The 17827-nt window shown below is 61.7% G+C and carries 13 protein-coding genes; 1 reads left to right on the forward strand and 12 read right to left on the reverse strand.

Annotated elements, in window-relative coordinates; all coding sequences use genetic code 11:
• Nucleotides 1–192: 192 nt before the first annotated feature.
• Nucleotides 193–1182: an HNH endonuclease signature motif containing protein gene (locus ABRP66_RS01515; protein ID WP_410755785.1), complete on the reverse strand. Its 990-nt coding sequence runs from the start codon at nucleotides 1180–1182 to the stop codon at nucleotides 193–195.
• A gap of 157 nt (nucleotides 1183–1339) precedes the next feature.
• Between ABRP66_RS01515 and ABRP66_RS01520 the strand changes: the two genes are divergently transcribed.
• The gene (locus tag ABRP66_RS01520) at nucleotides 1340–2716 is read left to right on the forward strand and encodes a M20 metallopeptidase family protein (protein ID WP_284782313.1); all 1377 of its coding nucleotides are present in this window, start codon (nucleotides 1340–1342) and stop codon (nucleotides 2714–2716) included.
• A gap of 127 nt (nucleotides 2717–2843) precedes the next feature.
• Here the strand turns inward: ABRP66_RS01520 and ABRP66_RS01525 are convergent, their stop codons facing one another.
• From ABRP66_RS01525 to ABRP66_RS01575, 11 genes are all read right to left on the reverse strand, one after another.
• Complete coding sequence (locus tag ABRP66_RS01525) at nucleotides 2844–3224, reverse strand: hypothetical protein (RefSeq protein WP_284782315.1); 381 nt, start codon at nucleotides 3222–3224, stop codon at nucleotides 2844–2846.
• The gene (locus ABRP66_RS01530) at nucleotides 3224–5026 is read right to left on the reverse strand and encodes a BCCT family transporter (protein WP_349838280.1); all 1803 of its coding nucleotides are present in this window, start codon (nucleotides 5024–5026) and stop codon (nucleotides 3224–3226) included. Before ABRP66_RS01530 ends, ABRP66_RS01525 begins: the two co-directional genes overlap by 1 nt.
• Nucleotides 5027–5171: 145 nt before the next feature.
• Nucleotides 5172–6863 (reverse strand): FUSC family protein, encoded by a 1692-nt coding sequence (locus ABRP66_RS01535; RefSeq protein ID WP_284782317.1) that lies wholly within the window; start codon nucleotides 6861–6863, stop codon nucleotides 5172–5174.
• 60 nt (nucleotides 6864–6923) lie between these two features.
• On the reverse strand, nucleotides 6924–8372 hold the full coding sequence (locus ABRP66_RS01540; RefSeq protein WP_349838229.1) for an ATP-binding cassette domain-containing protein: 1449 nt from the start codon (nucleotides 8370–8372) through the stop codon (nucleotides 6924–6926).
• The gene (locus ABRP66_RS01545) at nucleotides 8369–9190 is read right to left on the reverse strand and encodes an ABC transporter permease (RefSeq protein WP_349838230.1); all 822 of its coding nucleotides are present in this window, start codon (nucleotides 9188–9190) and stop codon (nucleotides 8369–8371) included. The genes ABRP66_RS01540 and ABRP66_RS01545 overlap by 4 nt, the downstream gene beginning before the upstream one ends.
• A complete protein-coding gene (locus ABRP66_RS01550) occupies nucleotides 9187–10152 on the reverse strand; it encodes an ABC transporter permease (RefSeq protein WP_349838231.1) in 966 nt (321 codons plus the stop codon). The genes ABRP66_RS01545 and ABRP66_RS01550 overlap by 4 nt, the downstream gene beginning before the upstream one ends.
• Nucleotides 10149–11669, reverse strand: coding sequence for an ABC transporter substrate-binding protein (locus tag ABRP66_RS01555; RefSeq protein ID WP_349838232.1), 1521 nt, complete (start codon nucleotides 11667–11669; stop codon nucleotides 10149–10151). Before ABRP66_RS01555 ends, ABRP66_RS01550 begins: the two co-directional genes overlap by 4 nt.
• Nucleotides 11670–11857: 188 nt before the next feature.
• On the reverse strand, nucleotides 11858–12877 hold the full coding sequence (locus tag ABRP66_RS01560) for an LLM class flavin-dependent oxidoreductase (protein WP_284784790.1): 1020 nt from the start codon (nucleotides 12875–12877) through the stop codon (nucleotides 11858–11860).
• A gap of 187 nt (nucleotides 12878–13064) precedes the next feature.
• A complete protein-coding gene (gene brnQ / locus ABRP66_RS01565; protein WP_284770255.1) occupies nucleotides 13065–14492 on the reverse strand; it encodes a branched-chain amino acid transport system II carrier protein in 1428 nt (475 codons plus the stop codon).
• Between the two features lie 213 nt (nucleotides 14493–14705).
• Nucleotides 14706–15836 carry a MalY/PatB family protein gene (locus ABRP66_RS01570; protein ID WP_284770256.1) on the reverse strand — a complete coding sequence of 377 codons (1131 nt, stop codon included), beginning with the start codon at nucleotides 15834–15836 and terminating at the stop codon, nucleotides 14706–14708.
• Nucleotides 15837–15878: 42 nt separating this feature from the next.
• Entirely contained in the window at nucleotides 15879–17765 is a 1887-nt protein-coding gene (locus ABRP66_RS01575; protein WP_284782327.1) for an ABC transporter ATP-binding protein, read from the reverse strand.
• Nucleotides 17766–17827 lie beyond the last annotated feature (62 nt).

Consider the following 17827-nt stretch of genomic DNA (forward strand, 5'->3'; position numbering starts at 1 on the left):
ACCAAAACGCACCGCCAGCACACAGGGCCCACGACACGCCGAAACGTACCCTGCTCGCGGCGCCCCAGACCACACCGCAGGTTCACAGGTCTTACGGCGCGCCAAACTGGCAACCGCTGGACCAGTGATTGCTAAAAGTGGTGGCAAGTTGAAGAGCGACAGCAGGCGGAGCGCCGCTTTCCAGGGGAGCACCTAGCTGGGCGGCGAGGCCCAAGGCGGGAGCCATTCGATGCGGCCGCGATGGCGATGCAGGCGGCCGCGCACCGGCGGGGCGTGCGGGTCATCGTCGTTGACTCCGTTGTGATAGGGGCAAGCAATGGTCAGGTTGTCCATATTCGTCTCGCCGCCGTGCTTCCACGCCTGGAGATGGTGGACCTGGCATTTATCGGCCGGATAATTGCATTCTGCCCACGGGCAGGAGGGGTTTTCGGCGGCGGCCATCAGCCGCTGCTTTTCGGAAGCGAACCTGGAAGTCCTATAGAGGTTGACTGGGCCCTCGAAGGGATGGATGAGGGTGACAAGGCCGACCTCGGCAAGCTTTTTCTCCACCAACTTGGCCCCGGAAATTTCGGCACCGTTGGTCATCTGCAGCGTGACCTCTTCGCCGCCGCCGCTTAAGATTTGATCCAGTTCATCGAGGTGGATGACGATATTGGTGCTAGCCACCGGGCGGGTGGCACCACCGCGGAAGAAGATGCGGTCGACAGCCTCGAGTGGGGAGTCCTCCCCAATGGTGGAGTGCAGGTCAGCGATGAAATCGGAATCGCCGGTAATCGACAGCGTGGAGGGCCCGTCCTTTCGCCGGGTCATGCGCACCCCACGCTGGGGCTGGCGGGGAGGATACATCTCCTTGAGCCGAGTGCGCGCCAGCTTGTCGATGTCCCCCGAAGTCCCACACAACTCCGCCCGCAGCGCCCAAGCATCCCGCTTAGTCTTGGTGCGGGAGACGTATTTTTCAATCAGCTTGAGTGTGGTTAAGCAGTGCTTGGTCGCCCGGCACGTGCGCTGGCGGCGGGTGAAGGAGGTGGGGCCGAAGTAGGCATCGGCAAGCAGCAGCAATTCGCGCGATTCCTGCCGGGAAATACCGAGCCGCCGCAGATCCGCCTCGGCAAGGCCGAATACCTCGCCGAGAAGCTCCATCGGCGAGGTTAATTGGCGGGCGTAGTCCTGCAAGCGGGTCATGCCTGCGAGGCTAAGCCACCGTACACCCGCGCGAAAGCCCGCTCCGTCCCGCCTGTGGATAACTCGCCCCACGCGTCACACCTGGCGTCTCGCCGTCCATTCACCCTGTGGATAACCTGCGGTATTGTCGAATATGACAGCGAGTAAAGGAGCCCATATGACTGATCCCACGAAAATTATCCGCCCCAACCACCCCGGCCGTAAGTCCGTCCCGCGCCAAGCGCAGGAGCTGCCGCCGCTGCCGGTAACTAGGGCGCGCATCGGCAAGCAGCCGGCGACGGAGATTTTTCAGGACATGGGCGAAAACATGGTGAAGGACCTGCAGGAAATCCGGCGTGATTTGCACCGCCACCCGGAAATCGGGCTGCATCTGCCGCGCACCCAGCAAAAGGTTCTTGAAGCGCTCGAGGGACTGCCACTCGAGATCCATGTGGGGCAGGATCTTAGCTCTGTGGTGGCGGTGCTGCGCGGCGGCAAGCGCGGCGAGCGGCCGGTATCGGTGCTGCTACGCGCGGATATGGACGCGCTGGAGGTGCATGAGCAGACCGGCAGCCCCTTTGCGTCGATCAACGAATACATGCACGCCTGCGGCCATGACCTGCATACCGCGGGGCTGATTGGGACTGCACGCATGCTGTGCGAGCACCGCGAGGAGCTGCATGGCGATGTCACCTTTATGTTCCAGCCCGGCGAGGAAGGCCCGGGCGGTGCGCAACCGATGATCGAGGAGGGTGTGCTCGATGCCGCTGGCCGACGCCCAATCGCCGCCTACGGCCTGCACGTCGGCCCGCAAGACCGAGGCACGTTCCACTATGTTCCAGGTCCAATGATGGCAAGCTCGTCCAACCTGACCATTACGGTGCTGGGCAAGGGCGGGCACGGGTCCCGCCCGCACGATGCCATTGACCCCGTCGCGGCGCTGGCGGAAATCCAGATGGCGCTGCAGACCGCGCTGACGCGTCGCTTCGACGCGCTGGAGCCCATCGTTATCACCGTGACTAACCTGTGGGCAGGCAATGGTGCGTATAACGCGATTCCAGATCGCGCGGCGCTGGGGGCGACGGTGCGCGTGCTTCGCGATGAAAAGATCGACGCCGTCCGCCAAATGATCACCGAGGTCTCCAGCTCGGTGGCCGCCTCGCACCGTTGCACCGCGCAGGTGGATTTCGAGGTGTTGTATCCCACGACGAAGACGAACCCGCGGGAGAATCAATTCGCCGCCACGCTGTGGGGACAGATGTTTGGCGCAGAAAACATGCAGCCCTTCGAAGCCCCGATGATGGCCTCCGAGGACTTCGGCTATGTTCTTTCCCAAGTGCCGGGCACGTTTATGTGGATGGGTACGGCCAACCCCTCGACGCCTGAGAACCAGCGCGAGTGGAACCACTCGCCGATGATGCGTTTTGATGACTCCGTGCTCGGCATGCAGGCGGCAGCGCTCGCCGCCGTGGCTTTCGAGCGACTGGCCACCGAAAACGAGCACCCTTCCGCGCAGACCAAGGCCATGCGCGAGGCCGCCGGCGTGCAGAAATAATGATGTGTGCGAGCGCCTGGGTGGTGGCAGGCACAAGCCAGTTGACGGCCCGAGGGCTGAGCAGCGTTTCTTTCGCCCCGCCGACGTGAATACGCGCATTTCACATCGCGATTGCGGTGCTCGGAGGTTAAGGCCGTCGGATAATGGCAGAGGCCAAGCCGATGAGCGCGATGACGCCGACAATGATGGAGGCCACCGGCCAGTATTGCGGGAAGTACTTGAGCGTATAGCCAAAGACCTGACCGTCATCGAAGTGCCGCGCCAAGGCGAAGGGCATCCACCACAGCTTACTTACTGCGAGCACCGCGCCCAATACACCGGCGATGACCCGCCCGCGCCCGCGTAGAAATAAACTGGCGGCCACGAGTACGATGCCGGCGATGGTGAGCGCGAAGAGCAGGGGAGTGTTCGTGCTCAGCGGCGAGCCGCGCAATAAGAATTCGTGGTCAATCTCGTGCTGCTCGATAAGGGTGTAGCCATCGAGGACAACTTCGCTGGGAAGACCCATTACTTCACCTCATCCTCTGGGGCGTAGCCATCGGACCATTCGCCGGTTTCGAAGTCATAATCGACGTTTTCGCCTTCTTCATCCGTGCGCTGGTACCACTCTGTATAACGGTCCGCGGTGGAATCGAAGTCATGGCCGGCCCCGCGGCCGTCTTCGGCATGCTGGACGGAGAACTCGAATTCATCGCCATGCTCTGCGATGCCCCGCATGACCGCATTATCCATCGCCGAACGGGCATAGGTGCGGCGGATGAACATCGGATCAGAGCGCAAATCCTTGATGAACGCCACCATCATGGTCAGCAGCACGAGGCAGAAGGGCAGGGCGGCCAGAATGGTGAGGTTTTGCAAGCCGGTGAGCACGTCCTCGCCGCCGGTTAGCAGCATGACGATGGCGATGCCCATCATGCACAGGCCCCAAAAGATGACGATGAGCTTATTCGGGGTTGGGTCGCCCTTGGAGGACATGGTGCCCATGACCACGGAGGCAGAGTCAGCCGAGGTGACAAAGAAGACCGCGAGGATGACCAAAAGGATAAACGGGGTGATGGTGCCAAGGGGAAGATCCTGGAACATCGAAAAGAGCACCTGTTCATTGGAGGATTCCCCGTCGAAGCCCTCTACGCTGTCTTGGTTGAAGGAAATGGCGGTGCCACCAAAGATGGTAAAGGCCAACGCCAAAATGGCGGTGGGCGCGAAGATAGTCACGGCGGCGAATTCGCGAATGGTGCGGCCGCGGGAGATGCGGGCGACGAACATGCCCACAAACGGCGTCCATGCAATCCACCAGGCCCAGTAGAACGCCGTCCAGTAGGACTGGAATTCAATTGTCTCATCGCCCCACGACAGCCCCTTGGCCATCATGGGCAGGAATTGATCGATATAGACCACGATGCCCGAAGGAATCAGGTTCAGCAGCAATAGGGTGGGTCCGACCAAGAATACGAAGGCAATAAGCCCCAAGGTCAAGGTGATATTGAAATTGGACAGGTAGCGCACGCCGCGCGCGACGCCAGAGACCGCGGAGATGATAAACGCGCAGCCTAAGACGGCGATGACGATGATGAGCGCGGAATTGGTCATGGGTCCTGCGCCGCGAATGATGCTGACGCCTTGGCCGATTTGAATAGCAGAAAGCCCCAGGGTAGCGGCGGTGCCGAAGAGGGTGGCGATAAGCGCCATGACATCGATAAGCTTGCCCAGCGGGCCGTCCGTGGCGCGGGAGCCGAAGAGCGGCTGGAAGATGGAAGAGATGAGGGGAACGCGGCCGCGCCGGTAGGACGAATAGGCAATCGCCGCGCCAACCAAAGCATAGGCCGCCCACGGGGAAATGCCCCAGTGGAAGTGCGACTGGGCCATGGCTTGGTGCAATGCCTCGACGGAGTTACCGTTATCCACGGTGTGCGGAGGAGGGCTGAGGTAGTGCGATAGCGGCTCGGAGGGGCCGTAGAAGAAGATGCCGACGCCGATGCCGGCGCCAAACATCATCGCTACCCAGCTGAAGTAGCTGAATTCGGGCGTTTCCGTATCCGTGCCGAGCTTAATGCGGCCGAGGCGGGAGAACCCGATATAGGCCATGGTCACGGTGGCCAGCAGCATCGTGATGTTCAGCAGCCATCCGGTATTGGTGATGGCCCAGTTAAAGGCGGTGGAGGAGGCGGCGGCCAGGTTATCGGGCATGGTAATGCCCCAAATGATGAAGGCCACGATGAGGACAGCGGCGATGGAAAATAACGATTTATCCAGTCCGAAGCGATTGCGTTGGTCCTCAACGCTGATGCCGGGCACCAGCCCGGGGTGCATATTGTGCGGGTAGAGCCCGACGGCGCTGCCCTTATCGTGTGGTTCGAGAGAGCGCTTATAGGCGCGGGAGGAAGAAGTCACGGTGTCCTTAGCTCGGCGAGGGGTAGTGGTCTCAATTGTTCAGCACCGCGACGTAATTCACAAGCTAGCGCTGTTGGGCATGCGCGGCGTGAATCTGCTTGACGATGCCATCTAGTTCCTCCCTGCTCGCCATCCTGAACGGGTGCGTGGAGCAATAGTCGAGCAAGAAATAGCCCGCGTGCTGGATAGCGATGTGCCGCTGCCACAATTCGCGGGCGGTGGCGGGGCTATCGGCGGCGAGGGATTGCATGGCGCGGCGCTCGGATAGCAGCTCGTATTGCAGATCGCGGCGGCTGGCAAGGACCTCTTCGGGAGTATTGATAAACAGCAGCCCGAGCAGGGTGGACATGGATTCCATGGCGCGGGTTTGCAGGCGGTGCTGGTTGCGGATGGGCGCGGAGCGCTGCCAGAACCACAGCACGATGGTGGCCACGATGATGGAGATGAGGACCTCGCTGATGCGCGCCTGGATGGTGGGCCAGAGGGGGCGCTGCGCGGAATTGCCCATCAGCAGCGCGAGCGGGGTGGAAAAGATGACGCAGATGGCATAGTTCTTGGCTACAAAAATCTCTGCGCAGAATTGGCAGGCGGCGAGGGCGAAGAGCAAGCTCCACCCGGACACTCCGAAGTAATGGAAGACCGAAAACAGCATGACGCCGACGATGGATCCGAGCATGCGGTGGATGCCGCGGACGGTGCCGGCGACGTGGTCCGGTCCCCACTGCAGCATGAGGAAGGCGGAGACCACGCCCCAGTCCGGGCGGTCAAAACCTAAGGACAAGCTGACCACCGTGGTAATAGCGGCGGACAACACGATCTTCTGCGTGGTCACCATGGCATGCGAGTCCCGCACCGCGGCGCGGTAGATGCGGTAGCGGCCGGTGGGGCGGGTGTGCGGGATGGCGGTGCGGTGCGGATCCACATCGGTGGCGTGATCGGTCAGCAGATCCGAAGAAGATCCCAAATCCAGCGCGCGGTTATGCGCGACGATGCGCCCTTGGGCCTGCAAGGTGCGATCCACTAAGCCTGCGGCGGCGGTATTGATGATGCGGCCGCCGCGGATGATGCCGGCATCGGCAAGCGCTTGCCACGCCGTCGACAGCGCCGTTTGGGCCTGGTGGTGGCGGGCGAGGGAATCATCCTCGCCGGAGACAAACGCAGCGGTGGCCTTTTCCAAGGCGGCGACGGCGCGGCGTTCGGGGCCGTGCACATCAATGAGCGCGGGCGCCATGCCCAAAAGCAGGCTGGCCAGCACACCGGTCAGGGACCACAGGAACAGCTGGCTAACGCTCGTATCCGTCCGCGCCAACATCACCGAACCGCCGCCGACCAAGACGAGGAAGAAGGCGCCCGGCGGCGGCAGGCGCAGCGCGTTCTGGGTAAAGCCGCAAAGCGCGGCGAGCAGGAGGGAATAAAGACCGGCGAGCAGCAGCCACCAGTGCCCGTGCCCGGGGACGAAAATGAGGTGGCCGACCAGCACACCCACGGTCGCCACGGTGGTCAGGGCCAAGCCTGCGGTGAGGATGACGCGGGGCCGGGTGCGAAAGGGGTGTCCCTCGCCGAAAATCACGGCGAAGGCACCGGTGGCCAGCAGCAGGATGGCGTAGTCGTGGCCGGTGAGCATGGCGAAGGCGCCGGGAATCAGCAGCGCCAAGGCCGCGCGCAGGGCACCGGGCCAGCGCACGGAGGCGGTATTAAAGGCGGTCAGCAGTTGGGTGGTGCTGGGGCGTTGCGGGATAGGGTGGTCGGTGCTCACGAGCCTGCGGGACTCCTTTCGCTAGAAATGTTTACCGCAACCACCCTACGCCGCGCGAGTCTATTGCCCTGCGGCGGCGATGAGTCGGCGGGTGTAGTCGCTCTTGGGCTTCGACCACACGCGCTCGGTGGGGCCGTGTTCTACCAGTTCGCCGCGGTTGAGCACGGCGACCCTATCGCAGAGCCCGCGCACCACGGAGAGATCGTGGGTGACAAATAGCAGGGTCAGCCCGCGGTCCTCGATGAGGCGGGCGAGCAATTCCAGCACCTGGGCTTGCACGGACATGTCGAGGGCGGAGACGGCTTCATCGGCAAGCAGGATATCCGGTTCGCCGCACAGCGCGCGGGCGATGGAGATGCGTTGGCGCTGCCCGCCGGAAAACTCGTGGGGATAGCGGTCGAGCGCCTCGCCGGAAATGCCTACCTCTTCCAGCGCGGCGGCGGCGCGCTCGCGCTGCTCGGCCTTGGACAGGCGCCCGGGAATGGCTTCGGCGATGGATTTCCAGATCTTCAGCCGCGGGTTCAGAGAACCTTGCGGGTCTTGGAAGACCATCTGCACGCGCCCATCCACGGTGCTGGTTCCAGAGGTCGGGGCATCCAGCTCCGCCACAATCTTCAGCAGGCTGGTCTTGCCGGAACCGGAGCCGCCGACGATACCGAGCCGCTCGCCGCGGCGCACGCGGAGATCGATCCCCGCCAGTGCGGCTTGGGAGCCATGCTGCTTGCTGATGCCCTCCAGCACCACCACATCCTTCCCCTCACCCGCCGGGGTGAGGGCGAAGTCCGCCGGCTGCGAGGCCGAGACCAGCTCTTGGGTATAGGCGTGGCGCGGCTGAGTGAGCACCCGCTCGGTGCGGCCTTCTTCCACGATTTCGCCATCGCGCATGACCAGCACCCGCGGGCACATGCGCTGGATGACGTTGAGGTCGTGGGTGATAAAAAGCAGGGCGGTGCCGCGTTGCTCGGTCACGCGCTCGATGACGCGGAGGACCCCGTCCTGCGTGGTGGCATCGAGGGCGGTGGTGGGCTCGTCGCAGATGAGCACGTCGGGGCTTCCCGCCATGGCCATGGCGAGGAGCACGCGCTGGCGCTGCCCGCCGGATAGCTGGTGGGGAAAGCGGGAGGCGAGAGCGGCGTCGAGGTCGACCTCTTCTAGGGCCGCGGCGATATCGCGCGCACCGGCATGGGTGAGCTGGGCGCTAATGCGCATTAGGGGATCCAGCGCGCTCATGGGTTCTTGGAAGACCATGGCCATGGTCTTGCCGCGCAGCGGGCGGATGGCGGAATCCCGCGCGCCGATGATCTGATGATCGGCCACGGTGACCTCGCCGGTGGCGGAAATCCCCGTGGGCAGCAGGCCCATGATGGACAGCGCGGTCAGTGATTTACCGGAGCCGGATTCGCCTATGATGCCGAGCTTTTCGCCCGCCTCGAGCTCGAAGCTAATAGGGCCGACGAGGGAGGATTCGGAGGCGCTGAGGCTGAGATCGCGCACGCTTAAAAGGCTCATCGCGTGGCTCCTTTCATGCGGGGGTCGAGGGCGTCACGGAGGGCATCGCCAAGCAGGTTAAAGCCCAAGACCGTGGCGGCGATGGCAAGGCCTGGCCAGAGGGCCTGGAGGGGATCTGTGCTCAGCAGCGATTGGGAATCCTGCAGCATGCGGCCCCACGAGGCGGCCGGGGGAGGGGTGCCCAAACCGAGGTAGGACAGGCCCGCCTCCGCGAGGATGGCGAGGGCAAAATACACCGACGCCTGGACGATGATAAGGCCCGCGATATTCGGGAGGACATGGCGCACCGCCACCTTCCATCCCGGCACGGCGGAGATGCGGGCGGAGGCGATATAGTCCTGCGTGACCACCTGCAGCGTGCCTGAACGCGCCACGCGGGCAAAGGACGGGATGCCGGAAATACCGATGGCGATCATGGCCGTGAGCGTAGATGGGCCCCAGACCGCGCCGGCGATAATGGCGAGCAAGAGCGCGGGGAAGGCGATGATGACGTCGGCGCCGCGCATGACCACCGCTTCTACCCAGGTGCCGCGGCGCATGCCCGCGAGAATCCCCAGCGGGATGCCGATAAGCCCTGCGATGCCGACGGCGATAAGGCCCACGAAGACCGTGATTTTCGCGCCCGCCATGATGCGCGAGGCGGTATCGCGCCCGAAGCGATCCGTGCCCAGGATGTGATCCGCGGTGGGGCCAGACAGCCGGCTACCCGGCTGCGCGAGGGTGGGATCGTACGGCGTCCACACCAGCGATACGAGGGCGATTACGACGACCGTGCCGACGAGCACGGCGCCTAGCCAACCAGAAAAACGCATTTTCATCGCGCGTCACCTGCCTTGATTCGGGGGTCGATGAGGCGGTAGGCGACATCGGTAAGCATGTTTACTGCCAGCGCGAAGGTGACCAGCAGCATGACGAGGGTCTGCACCGTGGTCAGATCGCGCACGGAGACCGCATCAAGCAGCATGGAACCCACGCCGGGAATGACGAAGACGGATTCAATGACCACGGCGCCTACCACCATCGAGGTCAATTGCAGGCCAGAGACCGTCAGCACCGGCAGCGCGGCATTGCGCAGCCCGTGGCGGTGCAGGGCCTCCCGCGGGGAATCGCCCAGGGCGCGCGCGGTACGGATATAGTCCTGGTCCATAACGTCGAGCACCGAGGAGCGCATATAGCGCGTGAGCATTGCACCCTGGACCAGGGCCAAGGCGATGACCGGCAGGATGAGGTGGCGCAGGAAATCGCCCACGCCGCGATTCGGCGGAACCCAACCATTGGCCGGCAGCCAGCCCAGGTGGACTGCAAAGATGGCCACCAAGATGATGCCGACCAAGAAGCTTGGCACGGCGATGCCCAACTGCGTTCCCGCGGAAACCAGGCCGGCAACCCGCGAATTGCGGTTATGCGCCAGCCACATGCCGATGGGAATCGCGCAGGCCAGCGCCAAGGCCATGGCCAGGACGATGAGGATGAGCGTGACCTGCAGGCGGTCCACAACCAGCGGGGTGATGTCCTGTTGCGAGGACAGTGACTTGCCAAAATCGCCGGTGGCAAGGCCCTTTACCCACTCGCCGTACTGCGTGAACAGCGGACGATCGAGGCCGAGTTCCGCGCTGAGCTCGGCGATGGCGTCATCAGTGGCATTGACCCCCAACGCGACGCGCGCCGGGTTGCCGGGCACGGCGCGCATGAGCGCGAAGATGATGAGGGAGGCGAGAAAAAGCGTGAGCACGAAGCGCAGCAGCGGCCGGATTATGGCCTGTGCCCGAGAACTACTCATTGGTCCTCCTTTTTGTCGGTGAGATCGCGCAATACGATCGCGTCGGTGACTTGATCGGTGTGCAAGCCGCTGATGCCGTGGCGCGTTAGAACGACATTCGGCATATTCATTACGGTCAGCGCGCCGGCATCGGCCATGATCTGGTCCACGACCTGCGTCATGCGGTGGGGATAGTCTTCAGGCGCTGCGGTATCGGCCTTTTCGAGCAGCTCGCGCGTGCGGGCGGAATCGTAATTCAGGTAGTAATCCGGGTTGCCAAAAAGCGCCGGGATATCGCGGGCCTCCACGTGGGAGATAATCGACATCTGGTAGTCCTTGGCACCGTGGACCTGGCCCAGCCACACGGCGGGGAACTCGGCGGTTTCGAGGGTGACATCGAAGCCGACATCGGAAAGCTGCGAATACAGCAGCTCGGAGATGGCCTGGGCATAGTAGAGCGTGGGCACGGTGATGGTAAGTGGGGTGCCTTCGGCGCCGGCATCGGCAAGCAGCGAGCGGGCCTTATCCGGGTTGAAGTCGTAATAGTTCTTGCCCTCGAACCAAGGATCGGTAGGCGGCATGGGCGCGCCGCCGGTATCGGTGGCCATGCCGGACCACACGATGTCATTGGCGGCCTTGCGGTCGACGGCGTAGGCCACGGCCTGCCGCACGCGCGGATCGTCGAAGGGGGCGCGGTCATTATTCATCGATAGCAGGACCTCACCATTGGTGGTGCCTACGTTGGTATCGATGGAATCATCCAGGGAATCGAGGATTTCGGGATTACCCACGCCCCAGACGACGTCCACTCCGCCCGAACGCAGCGCGGTGACCGAGGAAATGGCATCGGGGAAGTAGCGCACCGTGACATCGTGCTCAGACGGTGTGCCCCAGTAATCATCGCGCTTGTGCAAGGAGACGAATTCTGAGGGGGAAAATCCCGCCACCTCGTAGGGGCCGGTGCCGATAGGCTTCGCTGCAAGGTCATCCATGCCCTTAGGTGACATCATCGCGCCGATGGTGGTGCCCATGGACCACAGCCAGCGGTTAGAGGGCTTTTCCAGGCGCACCTTGAGGGTGTGGTCATCTACCGCGGTGGCGCTATCGACGGGATCCATGGCGGAGGAAATGCCGTTGGCCCAGTCATTTTTTACGTAATTAATGGAAAAGGCGGCGGTCTGCGCGGTGAAGGGATCGCCGTTGGAAAAAGTTACGTCATCGCGCAGGTGGAAAGTATAGGTCTTCGAATCTTCACTGATGTCCCAGTCCTTGGCTAAGCCTGGGGTGATGGAGCCATCTTCATCGATGCGTACCAAGGTCTCATAGACGTTATCCATCAACACCGAGGGCGCGGCGGCCCCACTGGTAGTGGTGAAGTCGAGCGAGGTGGCTCCCGAACTAGACGCCACCGTTAGGGCGGCGTCATTTCCGGAGGTATCTACCACCGCCGTATGGCCCGCTGAACAAGCTGTTACTGTACCCAGCGCTGTCGCCATCGCGAGACAGCCCAGCGCTGAGCGCGCACGCAAAATTTTCATAGATGAAGAATAACTTGTGTGTTACTCAACACATAAACGCCCTAAAACCATTCGGGGGGAGGCATATATTGCCATTAATTAGGGCCATCTCAGCGGGTTGTTTTGCGGCGGGTTCGGTAGCGCTGCGCGGCCAGCGTTGAGGTCGAGGGCGGCCCAACGCGGCGCTGTGTAGCGCAGCGAGGCGGGGTTTAGCGCGGGGTGCCCGCTACGTTGGCTGGATCGAGCTGCCAGCCCTCAGCAAGCACGTGCATGTTCTTGATGACGTTTTCGTGCGAGCTGGACTGCAGGGAAATCATCAGCTCATCGGCCTTGGCGTGCTCTTGGAACTTCTCCAAGTATTCGGTGACTTCCTTGGTGGTACCGACCGCGGAGTAGCGCAGCATGTCCAGGATTTGCTGGCCTTGGTAGGACTCGATGATTTGCTCTACCTGCTGGTCGGTCAAGTACTTGCCGCGGCCGGCGAAAGACTTCACGCGGTTGAAGCACACGCGCTCGTACTCGGCTTCTGCCTCTTGCATAGTATCGGCGGCAGTGACGTTTACTCCGGCGATGACGTAGGGCTCGCTAAACCGCTCGGAAGGCTGGAAGTTTTCCCGGTAGTAGGTGGTTGCTTCCTCGAGGTGCTGCGGGGCGAAGTGGGAGGCAAAGGCATAGGGCAGGCCGAGTTTTGCCGCGAGCGAAGCGCCGAACATGGACGAGCCTAGAATATAGATAGGAACGTTCGTATTAGCACCGGGAATCGCGCTGACCCCGGGGATATAGGCCTTGCCCTCGAGGTACGCATTGAGCTCTTTGACGTCTTCTGGGAAGCGCTCGGCGGATTGCCCATCGCGGCGCAGCGCACGGCCCAAGGTATTCATGTCCGTGCCGGGGGCACGGCCGACGCCTAGGTCAATGCGGTCCGGGTACATCTCTTCCAGGGTGCCGAACTGTTCGGCGATGACGTACGGCGAGTGGTTGGGCAGCATCACGCCGCCAGAGCCCAACCGGATGCGTTCCGTCTTAGCGCCGATGTGTGCGATGAGGACGGCAGGCGCGGAGGACATAATGGACTTCATATTGTGGTGCTCGGTGTACCACATGCGGGAATACCCCAGTTTTTCGGCTTCTTGGGCTAATTCCACCGACCGGTTAATGGATTGGGCAGGGGTTTCACCGTCATAGATGGTGCAAAAGTCCAATACGGAAAGTGGCGCGTGATCAGTCATGGGAAAATAATCCTTTTTCTCGCGGGGATAGTACCTATAGTGCAACGGTACGCGGGGCGGGGCTATTCCGTCCTTTTTCACGCGACCATGCGCATCCCGGCGACCCAAGCTGAGTTGAACCGCAGACAGAAACCCGCCGCGGAACCCGAGGAATGCGGGCCCGCGGCGGGGAGTGGAAGGAGAGAGCTTAGCTCTTTGGCGATGCCGCTGCATCGAGCGGCGAGTCAACGACGGCATCGCCGTCAGCATCGGCCGCCGCGGTCACGGAGTTGGAGTGCTTCTCGCCAGCCTTGGTGGAGATATCCACAATCAGGCCAATGATTGCCGCGATGACGGTAGGTGCAATCCAGCCGAGATCCACCGCTTGGCCCGGCGCCAGCGACAAGATGGGATCCAGGGCGGCGGTGCCCCAACCCTGCGCGGAAATGACGGTCAGGGCGGACCAGATGACCGATACCCACAGGGCAAGGCGGTAGGTCCAGTAGAACACGACGGACCTCTTTACCGCCGGCTGGATAAGCGTGAGCAGGATAAGGGAGATAGCCGGTGGGTACAGGAAGGTGATAAACGGCACCGCGATGGACAGCACAGTGTCGAGGCCTTGGAAGGCGAAGAGGATGGACATCGCGGTAAAGATGCAGGCCCACAAGTGGTAATTCGTCTTCGGCACCAGCATCTCGAAGAACGCGGAGGTGGCGGTGATAAGGCCCACCGCGGTGGTCAGGCAGGCGAGGACGACGATGGCGGAGAAGAGGGCCTGGCCGAAGGTGCCCATGGTGAGATTGGCGGCCTCGGCAAGCAGCGGCGCACCGGATTCATAAGACTGGCCATCGGGCAAGGTCTGGCCCACCCAGGCAAGGCCCAGGTAGATGGCGGCAAGCAGGATACCGGCGACCAGCGCTGCGGTAATGGTGCCCTTCACCAGGGATTTTTGGGTTTTAAAGCCCTTAGAGCGCAGGGAACCCACGATGACGATGGAAAAGGCCAAGCCAGCGATGGCGTCCATGGTGTTATAGCCCTCGAAAAGGCCGGTGACCATGGGGGAAGAGACGTAATCTTCGGTGGGCATCTGGGGATCGCGCGGGTGATTCAGCGCCGCCAAAGTAATGAGGACGACCAGCAGCGCAACCAGGGCCGGGGTGAGGAATTTGCCCAGGGTATCGATGATGGAATTGGGTTTCCACGCCAGGCCCAGCGCGATAAGGAAGAAGACGGTATTGAATGCACCGCTGGCCATGGTGCCTTCCCAGCCCAACAGGGGAGTAATCGCCGTTTCCATGGATACCGCGCCGGTACGCGGGAGCGCGTAGAAAGCACCGATAGAAAGATAGGACAGGGCGGAAAAGACGACGCCGAAGATCGCGCCGCCATTTGCGCCTAAGTCACGGACGGAACGGCCGGAAATCGCGACCGCGATAATGGCCAGGACGGGCAAGAGCACGCCGGCGGCGAGGAAGCCCAGCACGGCGGGCCAGAAGTTGGTGCCGGCGGAAACGCCCACCATCGGTGGGAAAATGAGGTTGCCGGCGCCGAAGAACATCGAAAAGAGCATGAGCGAGGCAATGACAACGGTGGCCTTGCTCTTGGGGGTGCCTGAGGCAGTGGTGGTAGCCATCCTGGCTCCTTAACATTGCGTACTAAAACCATCAGCCGCGCCGAGAGCCGAGGTGGCGAGGGCGCGACCAGGAATGTGAATTCTGTAGCCCTATAGGGGCTATTCATGTAATGAGATATTACTGCCCACCTGTTGAGAAATCAAAGCATGGTGAAAATACAATAAATGCCCCATCGCGTGTGCGATGGGGCGAGGAGAAAGGGTGGCTGGGAACTAGTCGAGCTCGGCGAAGGCCTTTTCCATGCGGTCGAGTGCCTCGCTCAAGATTTCGCGGGAAGTGGCGAAGTTCAACCGCGCATGACCTGGGCCACCGGTGCCGAAGGTATCGCCCTCGTTGAGGGCCACGCGGGCGTTTTCGCGCAGCCACTTGGCAGGTTGCGGATTGCCGGCGATGGCGGTATCGGAAAAGTCCAGCCACAACAGGTAAGTGGCTTGGGGCTGCGTAGTCTTCAGTCCAGGGATGCGCTGTGGCAATTCTTCTACCAGCCAGTCGCGGGTCTCGCGCAGGTACTCGATTTCCTCGTCCAAGAAGCCCCCGCCGTGGCGGTAGGCGGCCTCGGCGGCAAGCACGCCCAAGGTGCCGGTGCCGTCTTTGGCCACGCCGGTAAGCCCGTTCCACTTCTGGGCATCGGCGGCATTGGAAAAGATAATCTGCGCGCACTTGAGGCCCGCGGTATTAAAGGCCTTGGAGGTGGCGGTGACCGTAATGGTGCGCTGCGCTGCTTCCTCGCTTAGCGATGCCACCGGAATATGCTTTCCTTCATAAACCAGCGGGGCATGGATCTCATCGGCCAAGATGCGGCCATCGTATTTCTCCGCCAACTCCACCAACCCGCGGAGGTAGTCCTCCGACAAGACGTGGCCGTGCGGGTTATAGGGGTTGGCCAAGAGAATTGAACCGGCGCCGTCTTTGAAGGCTTGCTCGATTTCATCTAGCTCGAGGCTGGTTTCGATCTTCTCGCGCCCCGCCGTGCGGGGGAGTTCGAGCAGCGGTGGGTAGGAAGGTACGGGCACGATGACGGGGGAATCATCGCGGGTAAAGTACTGCACGCCGAGCAAGAGGCCGCGGACGACATCGCCTATCCAGAAGATGTGATCGGCATTGGGGCGCCAGTCGTAGCGCTCCGCATAGAAATCGGCGACTGCCTCGCGCAGCCCCGAGGCCTTGGGGGAGGGGGTATAGCCGAAGGTTTCATTATCCACCATCTCCTGCAGCGCCTTTTTGACGGCGGGGGCGGTGGGGAAATCGGACTCCGCGATCCACAGCGGGAGGATGTCCTCATCAAAGACTGTCCACTTGCGGGTACCGCGGGCTTGCAACTCTTCTAGGCTAGGAAACTGCATGCACACAAGCTTAACGCTTTAAGCGCAGCAGTCCCAGTGGATTTATTCACTTTCTTCGCCGTGCTGGCTGTGGGAGTTGGTGCCGGTGACAAAGCCGTACTTTTTCAGCCGACGGCGGTCCGCGGCGGAGCTGGATTGGGTGAGTTTGAGCAGCTCGGCATAAATGCCGCCGGATTGCGCGAGTTCGGCAGGCGAGCCCATTTCATCGATCCGCCCTGCCTCGAGGGTGATGATGGTATCGACATCCGCGATGGTGGATAGGCGGTGCGCGATAATCAGCGTGGTCCGGTCTTTCATCAGCTCATCCAGGCCGGCTTGGACGGCGCGTTCGGCCTTGGTATCAAGCGCGGAGGTGGCCTCATCGAGCACTAAGATAGGGGCATCTTTCAGCATGGCGCGCGCAACGGAAACGCGCTGTTTCTGCCCGCCGGAAAGTTTTAGCCCGCGCTCACCGATTACCGTGTCATAACCATCCGGGAAGGCCTCAATGAAGTCATGGGCATTGGCGCGCTTGGCGACGTCTACGATTTCTTCCTCCGTGGCCCCAGGCTTGCCATAGGCAATATTGTCGCGGATGGTGCCCGAAAAGAGGTAAGACTCTTGGAAAACCACGCCAACAGAGGCGCGCAAGCGAGACGCAGTGAGGTCATCGACGCGGTGGCCTAGTACATCGAGGTGGCCGGCCGAGGGGTGATAAAGGCCCAGCAGCAGGTTGACCAGGGTGGATTTACCGCCGCCCGATTCGCCCACGAGCGCGACCTTCTGGCCCTCGTGGGCGGTAAAGGAGATGTTGATGACGACGGGCTTTCCTTCTTCATAAGCAAAGGAGACGTCATCAAAGGCAAAGACCGGCGCGCCGGGGGTTGGCTCTAATGGGGTGATGGGGGTGAGGTTGAGCTCGGGGGTGCCGGAATCCGTGATGGCGGCGACCAGCTCGCGTGGGGCGGTGGGCTCCAAGTCTTCTTCCATGACCTTGAAATAGTCGCGTGAGCCGGCGATAGCGCGCTGGGCCGTATCGATCATCCAGCTCATCATGAATACGGGCTGTTTGGCCATGGTGACCATTTGCAAGAGCATGACCATATCGCCGATGGAAAAGTGGCCTTCGAGGGTGCGCCAGAAAATGACCGCATAGATGCCCAAAAAGATTATGGCCATGGCGATGCCGCGGAAGGTATCCATCATGTGCCACCAGCGGGACTGCGGCCGCGTGGTGTCAACAACGGTGCCATAGCGCTGGGCAAAATGGTCCAGCTCGCGGGATTCGGCGACGAAGGATTTGGTGACCTTGACCTGGCCTATGACCTCAGCAAAGCGGCCATTGGCCTGGTCGATGTTTTCGTTTTTAATGGCCTCAAATTTTTGCCAGCGCTTCGAAGTTAGCGCGGTTAGCCACATATAAATGGGGAAAAGCAGCGCCAATAGAATGGTCAGGGGCCAGTAATACCAAGCGGTAATGGCTAATACCGCGATGGTCTGGATGATCATCGTGAAAAAGTTATTGGCAAAGGACTGGATAAACTGCGTGATATTCGCGATAGAGCGATCCAGCCGGGCAATGATTGTGCCGGTGACCTGATTATCGTAATAACCCTGCGGCAGCGCCAAGAGCTTGGCAAAGTAGCGATTGGATAAAATTTGTCGCAAGCGCGAGACCATGACATCGCCGATATAGCTGCCGACATTCCGAAATAAAGCATTGGCGGCATCGGCCAGGAAAAGGGCGAGGGCTAGGAAAAGGACGGCCCGCAGGGCATCGCCAAGCGGCTCGTTTGTTTGTAGCGCCTCAACGATAATGTCGGTGGCTTCCCTGGTAAGGAAGGGTGAAATCAACGCAAGGACGGCAGTGACCGTCGCTGCGAGCAACACGCCGAGATAATAGGGCCACAGGGCAGAAGCGCTGCGGGTAATGCGTACGAGGGATTTCATGAAGGGATGCTCAATTCAAAGACGCGTGGAGGGAGAGTACCTAAAAGAGACATTCCAGTATG

It is taken from the genome of Corynebacterium sp. KPL2680, assembly GCF_040225675.1.
In the GTDB taxonomy this organism is placed as follows: domain Bacteria; phylum Actinomycetota; class Actinomycetes; order Mycobacteriales; family Mycobacteriaceae; genus Corynebacterium; species Corynebacterium rhinophilum.

Excerpts from the sequence above, each read along its gene's own strand:
- ABRP66_RS01515 (WP_410755785.1), bottom strand. The coding sequence starts at position 1,182 with ATGACCCGCTTGCAGGACTACGCCCGCCAATTAACCTCGCCGATGGAG.
- ABRP66_RS01520 (WP_284782313.1), top strand. The coding sequence starts at position 1,340 with ATGACTGATCCCACGAAAATTATCCGCCCCAACCACCCCGGCCGTAAG.
- ABRP66_RS01525 (WP_284782315.1), bottom strand. The coding sequence starts at position 3,224 with ATGGGTCTTCCCAGCGAAGTTGTCCTCGATGGCTACACCCTTATCGAG.
- ABRP66_RS01530 (WP_349838280.1), bottom strand. The coding sequence starts at position 5,026 with ATGCACCCCGGGCTGGTGCCCGGCATCAGCGTTGAGGACCAACGCAAT.
- ABRP66_RS01540 (WP_349838229.1), bottom strand. The coding sequence starts at position 8,372 with ATGAGCCTTTTAAGCGTGCGCGATCTCAGCCTCAGCGCCTCCGAATCC.
- ABRP66_RS01545 (WP_349838230.1), bottom strand. The coding sequence starts at position 9,190 with ATGAAAATGCGTTTTTCTGGTTGGCTAGGCGCCGTGCTCGTCGGCACG.
- ABRP66_RS01550 (WP_349838231.1), bottom strand. The coding sequence starts at position 10,152 with ATGAGTAGTTCTCGGGCACAGGCCATAATCCGGCCGCTGCTGCGCTTC.
- ABRP66_RS01555 (WP_349838232.1), bottom strand. The coding sequence starts at position 11,669 with ATGAAAATTTTGCGTGCGCGCTCAGCGCTGGGCTGTCTCGCGATGGCG.
- ABRP66_RS01560 (WP_284784790.1), bottom strand. The coding sequence starts at position 12,877 with ATGACTGATCACGCGCCACTTTCCGTATTGGACTTTTGCACCATCTAT.
- brnQ (WP_284770255.1), bottom strand. The coding sequence starts at position 14,492 with ATGGCTACCACCACTGCCTCAGGCACCCCCAAGAGCAAGGCCACCGTT.
- ABRP66_RS01570 (WP_284770256.1), bottom strand. The coding sequence starts at position 15,836 with ATGCAGTTTCCTAGCCTAGAAGAGTTGCAAGCCCGCGGTACCCGCAAG.
- ABRP66_RS01575 (WP_284782327.1), bottom strand. The coding sequence starts at position 17,765 with ATGAAATCCCTCGTACGCATTACCCGCAGCGCTTCTGCCCTGTGGCCC.